This window comes from Arenimonas sp. (genome assembly GCF_019459675.1).
Lineage (GTDB): Bacteria > Pseudomonadota > Gammaproteobacteria > Xanthomonadales > Xanthomonadaceae > Arenimonas.
On record NZ_JAIBFH010000339.1, the window covers coordinates 1 to 8217 of the forward strand.

The 8217-nt window shown below is 70.0% G+C and carries 9 protein-coding genes; all 9 read right to left on the reverse strand.

What is annotated here, in order from left to right; genetic code table 11:
* The coding region (locus K0M70_RS11350) for a hypothetical protein (protein ID WP_290781968.1) at positions 1-617 on the reverse strand (617 nt) is incomplete at its 3' end.
* Between the two features lie 46 nt (positions 618-663).
* Positions 664-1737 carry a type II secretion system protein GspK gene (locus tag K0M70_RS11355; protein WP_290781969.1) on the reverse strand — a complete coding sequence of 358 codons (1074 nt, stop codon included), beginning with the start codon at positions 1735-1737 and terminating at the stop codon, positions 664-666.
* On the reverse strand, positions 1727-2335 hold the full coding sequence (locus K0M70_RS11360; protein ID WP_290781970.1) for a type II secretion system protein: 609 nt from the start codon (positions 2333-2335) through the stop codon (positions 1727-1729). The genes K0M70_RS11355 and K0M70_RS11360 overlap by 11 nt, the downstream gene beginning before the upstream one ends.
* A gap of 2 nt (positions 2336-2337) precedes the next feature.
* Entirely contained in the window at positions 2338-2760 is a 423-nt protein-coding gene (locus K0M70_RS11365) for a prepilin-type N-terminal cleavage/methylation domain-containing protein (protein WP_290781971.1), read from the reverse strand.
* A complete protein-coding gene (locus K0M70_RS11370) occupies positions 2750-3160 on the reverse strand; it encodes a prepilin-type N-terminal cleavage/methylation domain-containing protein (RefSeq protein WP_290781972.1) in 411 nt (136 codons plus the stop codon). The genes K0M70_RS11365 and K0M70_RS11370 overlap by 11 nt, the downstream gene beginning before the upstream one ends.
* Complete coding sequence (gspG, locus tag K0M70_RS11375; protein ID WP_290781973.1) at positions 3157-3594, reverse strand: type II secretion system major pseudopilin GspG; 438 nt, start codon at positions 3592-3594, stop codon at positions 3157-3159. Before gspG ends, K0M70_RS11370 begins: the two co-directional genes overlap by 4 nt.
* 22 nt (positions 3595-3616) lie before the next feature.
* Positions 3617-4813: a type II secretion system F family protein gene (locus K0M70_RS11380; RefSeq protein ID WP_290781974.1), complete on the reverse strand. Its 1197-nt coding sequence runs from the start codon at positions 4811-4813 to the stop codon at positions 3617-3619.
* A gap of 4 nt (positions 4814-4817) precedes the next feature.
* Entirely contained in the window at positions 4818-6533 is a 1716-nt protein-coding gene (locus K0M70_RS11385; RefSeq protein ID WP_290781976.1) for a type II/IV secretion system protein, read from the reverse strand.
* Between the two features lie 109 nt (positions 6534-6642).
* On the reverse strand, positions 6643-8013 hold the full coding sequence (locus tag K0M70_RS11390) for a pyridoxal-phosphate dependent enzyme (protein WP_290781978.1): 1371 nt from the start codon (positions 8011-8013) through the stop codon (positions 6643-6645).
* Positions 8014-8217 lie beyond the last annotated feature (204 nt).

Here is an 8217-nt window from a genome sequence, read left to right on the forward strand (position 1 = left end):
GCCTGCGCGCGCAGCGCTTCGACCCGCGACTCCACCCGCGCCAGCGCGAACGACCAGTTCGCCTGGGCCGCCAGCTGCCAGCCCAGGCCCAGCGCCAGCAGGCCGATGCCCGCCGTCCATGCCAGCCGCTCAAGCGCCGCGGGCGAGCCCGGCAGGCGCCGGGACTTGTCGCCCCAGGGCTGCGGCAACCACGGCAGCACCTCGGGGATGGGCGGTTCGCCGTCACCTTCGGGTCCCAGGCCACCGGCACGCAGGAAGCGACGCCAGGCATCGGCCCGGGGCACGTCGGGCCACCAGCGGCTGGCCCGGAGCCGACCGTCGCTCCACAGCTGGCCCTCGAAACCGCGCATCTGCGCCAGCAGGCGCGGGCCATCGAACAGCGGCGGCGCCCGCAGCAGGGTTTCCGGAATCCAGCCCGCGTCGTCGTCGCCCGCCTGTTCGTCCGGCTGCGACCAGATCCAGGCATGGGCGACGCCGCCTTCCCAGGCAAGGTAATGACGCGCGCCGGGTGCAGGCTCATGCCGGCGCACGGCCATCAGCGCCGCGGGCGCGCGCTGGCGCAGCGGCAGCTCGGAGAAATCGAAGGGGTGGTACTGGCAGTCCGCACGCGCAACCACCCACTCCCGGGGCCCGAGGGCGCCGCCAGAGTGCAGGAGGGTGGCCTCAGGGCCGATCAGTCGGCGCGTCGGCGAAAAAAGCGCTGCTAGTTGGTTTCGGAGTCGCATTCAGGGCTGGGCGCGGCACGGGATAAGCAGCGAGGATGGACCAGGGACCGGTCTGGTCGGCCAAGGGCGTCAACTGTACATGGATGCGCAACGCCGCGCCTGTACGACCCCACAGCGTCAGGCGCAGGACATCGGAGGGCGCGTACCGGTACTCCACGGCGCCGTCGCCGGGCAGCCGCACGCCCAGCAGGGTCTCGACCTCGAGGCTGCTGCGGAACGGCCGCAGCTCGCGCTGCGCCCGGAAGGTGTCGCAGGTTTCCGGGCAGCCCTGCAGCCACCCCGGCAGCAGCGCGGGCGGCATGGTGTTGAGGTTGACGGCTCCGGCGTAGTAGGTCGTGCTCAACTCCACGATCTGGTTGCGCTGTTCCCTCGGCAAGTCGCGCCAGCCCATCACGCGTCCCACTTCCTTGGGCAGGAGCAGGCGGCGGTTGGGTGGCGCGGGCAGGTCCTCGCGCTCGTAGTCCCCGGCTTCCGCGCCATGCAGGCGGGTCAGCTGGTCCTGGTCGATGTAGTCCAGCAGCGGGTCGCGCAGCCCGGGGATCTTCTTGCTGTCCATCCCGCGGGAGGCCAGGAACCGGTCCAGGTTGTCGGCCGCCGGCCATACCAGGGAGTAAAGCCCCGATTCGTCCTGCATCAGGAAAGCGCTGCTGCCCAGGCCCAGGTAGGGCTGCCCGTCGAGCCGCAGTTCCCCTCCGCGCGGACTGCGGTCGAAGGCGCCGAACTCCTTGAGCAGGCGCGTGGCGCGCTCTTCTTCGGACAGGGCTTCGGTGGGCAGGCCGGCGATGGTGATGTCGCGGGTGGAGGCGAGATACAGCAAGGTGTCGCGCGTGCCCATCAATTCCAGCTGCGCCTCGACGCGTTCGCGGTCGCGGGCGGCATCGCGGACTTCGTCCAGGCTCCATAGCGTAATCAGGCCGACCACGATGGCGATGCCGGCCAACAGCCACAGCGTCACCGCCAGCACGAAGCCGGCGGACTGTCGCGGCGGCGCCCGGCGCAGGTCAGAGGCCACTGGCGGCATCTTGCGGACGCAGGTAGCCGGGCACGCGCGGATGGGCCGCAACGGGCACCAGCCACTGCAGTTCGCCAGTGGCGGTGTTGGCCTGCAGGCGAACCATCCGCGGCAGGATGTCGGTCGCCTCGGCTTCCGGCTCCCAGCGCCCGCTCCATTCCAGGGCGCCGTCGAGGTAGGCAAAGCTGGCGTCCTGCAGCGGGCCGGCCACCACCACCAGGTCGTCCCAGGTGCTGTCGGAGTAGTGCAGCGCCAGGCCGCCGGGCACCGGCTGCAGCCACCATTTCACCCGCTGCAGGCCGCCGTCGCCCAGCGGGACCGAGGTCACCAGCTCCAGCGTGTCGCCGGTGCCGGCCATGCGACCCAGCCCGTCGCCCAGGTCGGCCATCGAGCTGGACACGGTTTCCCGGAACCACTGCTCCTGCAGGCTGGCCACCGTGGCCAGGCGCTGGTGGCGCAGCAGACGTTCGCGAAGGTCCAGCGACTGGGCCAGCGCCTGCATCAGCAGCGTAACGATCAAGGCCACGATGACCAGCGTGACGATGGCCTCGAGCAGCGAGAAGCCGCGGCTGCGTGCCGGGAAGCGAGCGCGCGCCATGGTCACAGGACCTGGCGCTTGCGCACCTGGCGGAAGCCGGCGCGGTTGAGTTCGGCCTCACGCTCGAGCGTGCCGTCGCGCCAGAGTTCAAGCTCCATGCGATAAAGGCCGATCTGGTACAGGCCCGGCTGCAGGTAACCGGTGGTGCCGTCGCGCGGCGGTTCCAGCAGCTCGGCCCGCCAGCGCAATTGGTAGGGGCCGATGTCGCGCTCGCCCGTGGGCTCGTCCATGGGGTTGACCAGGTCGACCCAGGCCAGGGAATTGCGCAGCGCCAGGTCGGCGTCGCGCGCGCGCTCGGCGCGACCCACCATCTGCACCGACTGCGTCATCGCCGCGAACAGCGCCATGCCCGCGGCCGCGAGTATGGCCAGGGCCACCACCGCTTCAAGCAGCGAGAAGCCGCGCGCGCGCGCCCTACTCTTCATCACGGACCTCGCAGGCCGGCGCGGTGAGTTGGCGCACTTCGACCACGCCGCGCCCGGACACGCTCAGGCGAGCGGGATGGCAGACGCCGCTCGCTTCGATCCGCAGTTCTTCCAGCGGGCTTACCGACCAGCCCTCGGGCAGCGTGATGCGACTCGACAGCGCCGCGCGGTCGCCGCGCCCGATCACGATGGCCTGGCCGTCGTGGCGCGCAAGCAGCGGCAGCCTTTCCATCTGGCGCACGACCTCGTCGCGTTCGCCGCTGCCGGCGATGGCGTCGTAGGTTCGCGCCAGGCGCGGCGCCACCACGGCGCTGAGCATGCCGATCAAGGCCAGCACCACCAGCAGTTCAAGCAGGCTGAAGCCACCGCGACCGACCCGGCTGGCGCAGCCGCGCCTCATTGGGTCGGCAGGAACCCGATGTCGGCATCGTTGCCCTCGCCGCCGCGCACGCCGTCGGCGCCCAGCGAGTAAAGCGCGAAGGGCATCCCGTTGGCGCCGGGGATGCTGTAGACGTAGGGATTGTCCCAGGGATCGAGCGGCACCTGCTCGTCCAGGTAGGGGCCACGCCAGCGCGCCTTGAGCCGCTCGTCGGCAGGCGGCGCGTAAAGCACGGCCAGGCCTTCGTCCGCTGCCGGCAGCCGCCCGACTTCAAGCCGGTAGGTTTCGACGGCGCCGCGCAGCATGCGCACCTGGGTATCGGCGACCTGCACCTTGGACGTGTCGACGCGGCTGAACAGGCGCGGACCCACCAGGCTGGCAATCAGCCCGATGATGACCAACACGACCAGCATCTCAAGCAGGGAGAAACCGGCGGACTTCCTGGGGGCAAGCATGGGGGACTCCGTGGGGGCCGCGTCAGAGCGGAACATCGTTGACGCTGGTGATCGCCAGGATGATGGCCGTGACGATCACGCCGATGACGCTGCCGATGATAATAATCGCCAGCGGCTCGATCAATTGCAACGCGCGCTTAATACGGTCGCGGCCCGTGGTTTCGTACAGGCGCGCCAGCGCCGACAGAAGCTTGGGCAATTCGCCGCTGGTTTCGCCCACCGCCACCAGGTCGTAACCGGTGGGATTGAGCGCGCGGTGTTCGCGCAGGGCGGCCGACAGCGTCGCGCCCGACTTCACCGACTTGGCCACCTGGGTCAGGCGGCTGCGCAGGAAGGCAAGCCGCACCGAGCCTGCCGACAGGCCCAGCGCCCGGATCAACTCCACCTTGCCCGTCAGCAGGGCAGCCAGGGTGCTGGCCCAGCGACCGACCTCGGCTTCCACCAGCCATTCACCGATCACCGGCAGGCCGGCGGCGAACTCGGCCAGGCGGTCGCGGATGCCCGGGCGGTTGAGCACCGAACGCAGGCCCAGCAGCGCCAGGGCCAGCGCCGCCACCACCAGCCACACGTGGTCGCTGAACCAGACGCCGGCACCGATGGTCCAGCGCGAAAGGGCCGGCATGGTGTCGCCATGCTGGGTCAGCAGGCTGCCGAAGCGCGGCACCACCCACAGGAAAATGATCGACACCGAGGCGATGCCCGAGAACACCAGCACCGCCGGATAAACCAGGGCCGAGCGGATCTCGGACGTCACCCGCTGGTCGTATTCGAACTGTTCGACGCCGCCGCGCAGCGACTCGGCCAGGCGGCCGGTGGCCTCGCCCGCCTCCACCAGCTGATGGAAATACTCGGGCACCGGCAGGCCCGACACGCGCAGCGCGGCGCTGAAGCTGTCGCCGCGGCGCACCGCTTTTTCCAGCTCGGCGAACACGCCGGTGATTTGAGGATGGTGGCTGGACTTGGCCAGCGACGACAGCGACGTGACCAGCGACACGCCGGCCTCGAGCAGCGTGGTGAACTCCTGCAGCACCAGCTGCAGCTCGCGCAGCGACGACTTGCCCCGGCGGCGGCGCACCTGGGTTTCGCCGGCCTCGGCCAGCGACAGCAGCGTGAGGTTCTGCTGCGTCAGCTGGCGAGCGACCTCGCGCTCGGTGCGGCCATCGGCCAGGCCCGACACGGCGTGGCCACTCTGGTCGATTGCCTGGTAGCGGAACTGCATGGGCTCAGGCTTCAGCCGCCAGGCCGCCGGTGACCCGCACCACCTCGTCCACCGTGGTCAGGCCGGCGCGCGCTTTCATCAGGCCGTCCTCGCGCAGCGTGCGGCTGCCCTGCGACGCCGCCATCGCGCGCATGCGCTCGGCGGTGGCGCGCTCAAGCACCAGCTCCTGCATTTCCGGCGTAACGTCCACCAGTTCGTAGATGCCCAGCCGGCCGCGGTAGCCGGTGCCCTGGCAGCGCGGGCAGCCCACCGCGCGCCGCCAGTTGGCGGGCGTCGAACCGGCGTCGAGCAGCGGCGCCACCAGGCGCGCCACCGCGGGCAGCACCTCGGCCGGCTCGCTGCAGTCGGGGCAGACGCAGCGCACCAGGCGCTGCGCCTGGACCGCGCGCACGCTGGTGGCCACCAGGAAGGGCTCGACGCCCATGTCGATCAGGCGGGTGAAGGCACTCACCGCGTCGTTGGTGTGCAGGGTGGACAGCACCAGGTGGCCGGTGAGCGCGGACTGCACCGCGATCTCGGCGGTTTCCAGGTCGCGGATTTCGCCTATCATGATCACGTCCGGGTCCTGGCGCAGGATCGCGCGCAGCGCCCGGGCGAACGTGTAGCCGATGTCCGCCACGGCCTGGATCTGGGTGACGCCGCCCACCTGGTATTCCACCGGATCTTCGACGGTGATGATCTTGCGGTCGCGCTGGTTCATTTCCTCCAGCGTGCCGTAAAGGGTGGTGGACTTGCCCGAGCCGGTGGGGCCGGTCACCAGCACGATGCCGTGCGGCTCGCGCGCCCAGTTGCGGAACAGCGCCAGGTCGCGCGGCGTGAAGCCCAGCCGCTCCAGGCTGAGGTCCTTGCGCTCCTTGGGCAGCAGGCGCAGCACCAGCGATTCGCCGTGCACCGCCGGCACCGCCGAGGCGCGGATGTCCACGTCCTGGCCGCTGACGCGCGTGCTCAGGCGGCCGTCCTGCGGCAGCCGGCGCTCGGCGATGTCCATGCCCGAGATCAGCTTCACGCGCGAAGCCACCGCCGGGTAGCGGCTGGCCGGCAGGGTGAGCTTGTTGTGCAGGATGCCGTCGATGCGCAGGCGCACGTGGAAGCACTGCTCCTCGGGCTCGATGTGGATGTCGGATGCGCGCTGGTCCATGGCCTGGGCCAGCAGGTTGTTCACCAGTTCGATGACGGGCGCTTCCTCGGCCAGTTCGCGCAGGTGGCTGACGTCGTCGTCACCGAAGTCGTCCTCGCTGCGTTCGGCGCGCGCGGCCATGTCGATGAAGCGGTCGATGTCCTGGCTGCGCACCAGGCGCCACGACCATCGGCCGGGTTCGAGCCGCTGCTCGAGGATTTCGTTGATCGACGGGTCAAGCGGGTCGCGGGCCACCAGGACGATGCCGGCACCCTCCACTTCCCAGCCCACCACGCCGTTGTCCACCCACCAGTCGACCACCAGGCCGCTGGCCTGGGCGACGCGGCGGATGGCGGCTGCGTCCTGCGGCCACTCGGCGCTTTCAAGCAGGGCCATGTCCAGCTGCACCGCCAGCACCGGCAGCAGCGACTCCTCCGACAGCGCGCCCAGGCGCACCAGGATGCTGCCCAGGCGCCCGCCAAACTGGTGCTGGAACGCCAGGGCCTTGGAGATGTCGGCGCGCGTGGCGAGCTGGCGCTCGACCAGCAGTTCGCCGATGCGTCGTTGGCTGGCCGGCAGTGGGGGAAGGGTCTGGGCGTTCATCGCGCGAAACAGGGCACCGGGGCGGCGGATGGGCGGCTGGAGCATAGCAGTTCGCCCGGGGCGCCCCTGCGGCGCGCGCGCTGCTCCGTCGGCCTGCGGTTCAGCCCCGTCACTGGGCCCGGCGTCGCAGGTAGTTCAGCAGGTCGATGCGGGTGATCAGGCCCAGGAACCTCACCCCGTCCATCACGATCGCCACGTGGCCGCGGTCGAACACCGGCAGCAGCGCGGCCATCGGCGAAGTGACCTCGAGCTTGTCGAGCTTGCTCACCATGGCGGTGGACACGGGCTCCTGGAAGCGCGTGTCCTGGCCGAACACGTGCATCAGCACGTCGCTTTCATCGACGATGCCGACGATCTCGTCGCCCACCATCACCGGCAGCTGCGACACGTCGTACATCTTCATGCGCTGGTAGGCCACCTGCAGGCTGTCGGTGGGCGCCACCACCACCGTGTCGCGCTGGGCGTAGGGCCGCAGGATCAGGTCGCGCAGGTCGCCGTGCACCGGGCGTTCCAGGAAGCCGTTGTCCAGCATCCAGTAGTCGTTGTACATCTTGGACAGGTACTTGTTGCCCGTGTCGCAGACGAACACCACCACCTTCTTGGGCGTGGTCTGTTCGCGGCAGTAGCGCAGCGCGGCGGTCAGCAGCGTGCCCGACGACGAACCGCCCAGCACGCCTTCCTTCATCAGCAGTTCGCGGCCGGCCAGGAAGCTGTCCTTGTCGGACACGGCGTAGGCTTTCGTGACGCGGGTGAAGTCGGAGATGTCGGGCAGGAAGTCTTCGCCGATGCCTTCCACCAGCCAGCTGCCGGACTTGGTGCTCAGCACGCCCTCGTTGATGTACTGGGTAAGGATGGACCCGACCGGGTCGGCCAGCACCAGCTCCACGTGCGGCGCCGCCTTGGCGAAGAAGCGCGAAAGCCCGGTCATCGTGCCCGAGCTGCCGCAGCCGAACACGATGGCGTCCATGTCGTGGTCCATCTGGCGCCAGATCTCGGGGCCGGTGCCGTGTTCGTGCGCGGCCGGGTTGTCGGGGTTGCCGAACTGGTTGACGAAGTAGGCGCCAGGCGTTTCGGCGGCGATGCGCGCGGCCATGTCCTGGTAGTACTCGGGATGGCCCTTGGCCACGTCCGAACGCGTGAGCAGCACTTCGGCGCCCATGGCGCGCAGGTTGAAGATTTTTTCCCGGCTCATCTTGTCCGGCACCACCAGCAGCAGGCGGTAGCCCTTCTGCTGGGCCACCAGCGCCAGGCCGATGCCGGTGTTGCCGGCCGTGCCTTCCACCAGGGTGGCGCCGGGCTGCAGGTCGCCGCGGGCCTCGGCGGCCTCGATCATCTTCAGGCCGATGCGGTCCTTGATCGAGCCACCGGGGTTCATGCACTCGAGCTTGAGGTACAGCTCGCACAGGCCGGTATCAAGGTGTTGGGCGCGGACGATGGGCGTCTCGCCGATGAGCTCAAGGACGTTGCGATGGACCGTCATGGAAGGCCGGGGAATTCGTTTTCACGGGGCCTTGATTCTAGCAGCCCTGTCCGGCGGACTGCGCCGCGGCCCGTGGGGGGCGGGGGGGTGTTGGGGGGGGGGGGGGGGGGGGGGGGGGGGGGGGGGGGGGGGGGGGGGGGATTCGGCGGCGGAGGCGCATCGGGCTCATGGTGAATTTCAAACGTTGGGCGAGGCATCTCTTCA

Coding starts and splice junctions, on each gene's coding strand:
- K0M70_RS11385 (WP_290781976.1), bottom strand. CDS start 6,533: ATGAACGCCCAGACCCTTCCCCCACTGCCGGCCAGCCAACGACGCATC.
- K0M70_RS11380 (WP_290781974.1), bottom strand. CDS start 4,813: ATGCAGTTCCGCTACCAGGCAATCGACCAGAGTGGCCACGCCGTGTCG.
- K0M70_RS11390 (WP_290781978.1), bottom strand. CDS start 8,013: ATGACGGTCCATCGCAACGTCCTTGAGCTCATCGGCGAGACGCCCATC.
- K0M70_RS11360 (WP_290781970.1), bottom strand. CDS start 2,335: ATGGCGCGCGCTCGCTTCCCGGCACGCAGCCGCGGCTTCTCGCTGCTC.
- gspG (WP_290781973.1), bottom strand. CDS start 3,594: ATGCTTGCCCCCAGGAAGTCCGCCGGTTTCTCCCTGCTTGAGATGCTG.
- K0M70_RS11370 (WP_290781972.1), bottom strand. CDS start 3,160: ATGAGGCGCGGCTGCGCCAGCCGGGTCGGTCGCGGTGGCTTCAGCCTG.
- K0M70_RS11365 (WP_290781971.1), bottom strand. CDS start 2,760: ATGAAGAGTAGGGCGCGCGCGCGCGGCTTCTCGCTGCTTGAAGCGGTG.